At 59.6% G+C, this 1396-nt stretch carries 1 protein-coding gene and 1 pseudogene; both read left to right on the top strand.

Going from position 1 to position 1396, the window contains the following annotated elements; translation table 11 throughout:
* Positions 1–138: 138 nt before the first annotated feature.
* The gene (locus IHD13_RS17975; protein WP_195862408.1) at positions 139–1104 is read left to right on the top strand and encodes a tetratricopeptide repeat protein; all 966 of its coding nucleotides are present in this window, start codon (positions 139–141) and stop codon (positions 1102–1104) included.
* A 26-nt stretch (positions 1105–1130) separates the two neighbouring features.
* Positions 1131–1396 (top strand): annotated as a pseudogene (locus IHD13_RS17970) (tetratricopeptide repeat protein); the annotation flags it as partial.

Genomic DNA, 1396 nt, shown 5'->3' with positions numbered 1-1396 from the left:
CAGTTGCGTCGCGAGCTTATTAGCGATGCAGAACGCCGGGAGGCTGAGGAGTTAGCCGGGGCTGAATGGATTGGCCGCGAACCGCCGCTTTCCAACTTTCCCCCGCGCTTTGGTTACTGATCGATTATGTTAGCGCCTATGCCACGCTTGCTACTCATCGCCCTGCTGGTGCTGCCGATAAGCGCCTTGGCCCTGGAGCCCGAGATCCAGGCCGCCAAGGAAGAAGGCATGCGCTTATGGGGCATACATCAGTGGATCAAGATGCAGCCATACCTTGAGCTATCCGCTGAGCAAGGCGATGTGGAGGCCATGTACTACCTGGGGGAGGCGAACCGATTGCTCAGTCGTGGCCTCTCTCAAAGCGCCCTGGAGTGGTACCACCAGGCCGCGCAGCAGGGCGATCCCCATGCCATGTTACGCCTCTACGATGGCAGTGCCTGCGAGCTGGGGGATGTCTGCCCTGACAATGGCGATAACTGGCCCCAGGCGGCCCTGGCTGCCACCCTGCCGAGGGCCGAGGCGGGAGATGCCGAGGCCATGGGGGCCCTCTACGATATCTATCATTACCTCGATCGGCCGGACGAGGCCATGGTCTGGCTATTGCGTTCCGCCGAGGCGGGAAACCTCGACTCCATGAACTGGCTCGGCCAGTTGGCGCGCGACGATGAGGAGAGCTACCCGAAAGATACCGAGCGCCTGGAAGCGGCGGCAGACTGGTTCCGCCGGGCGGCCGAAGCCGGCCACGCTCCCTCTATGAGCTACCTGGCAGCGGCTTTAAATAGTATGGGAAGCTCCCGAGAAGCCTGGGAATGGATGGTTAAGGCTTCCGATGCAGGCAATATCAATGGTAGGCAATGGCTGGCAACATGCTATATCAATCCCCAAGAGAGCGAGTTGTGCCACGCAGAGGAAGATCCTGCCAAAGGGTGGGCTATTTTCCTTGCAATTCACGAAGAAATACCTGGCACCTCCTCCGAGCGAGCATTACGAGTCTATCGCGATAGTGTGACGCCGGAACAGCGCGAGGAAGGTGAGCGGATGATGGGCGAGTGGCTGAATCGCGAGCCGCCGCTCTCCTACTTTCCCGAGAAATTTGGTTTCTGATGGTATCTCGAGTGCGATCGATCACCATGGTGCTGCTGGCCACCCTGGCACTCTTCCCTCTTATGGTCCCCACGGCCTGGGCGCTGGACAATGAGGCTCAGGCCGCCAAGGAAGAAGGCATGCGCTTATGGGGCATACATCAGTGGATCAAGATGCAGCCATACCTTGAGCTATCCGCTGAGCAAGGCGATGTGGAATCGATGTACTACCTGGGAGAGGCAACACGCCTGTTGGATCGCGGTCTGTCTCTAAGGGCCATGGCGTGGTATCTGCAAGCCGCCGAACAGGGCGA

Origin of the sequence: Halomonas sp. 328, assembly GCF_015645095.1 — a bacterium.
Taxonomy (GTDB): domain Bacteria; phylum Pseudomonadota; class Gammaproteobacteria; order Pseudomonadales; family Halomonadaceae; genus Bisbaumannia.
Note: the sequence above shows the minus strand (reverse complement) of the source record. Positions and strands in the feature narration are given on the sequence as shown.

Coding starts and splice junctions, on each gene's coding strand:
- IHD13_RS17975 (WP_195862408.1), top strand. CDS start 139: ATGCCACGCTTGCTACTCATCGCCCTGCTGGTGCTGCCGATAAGCGCC.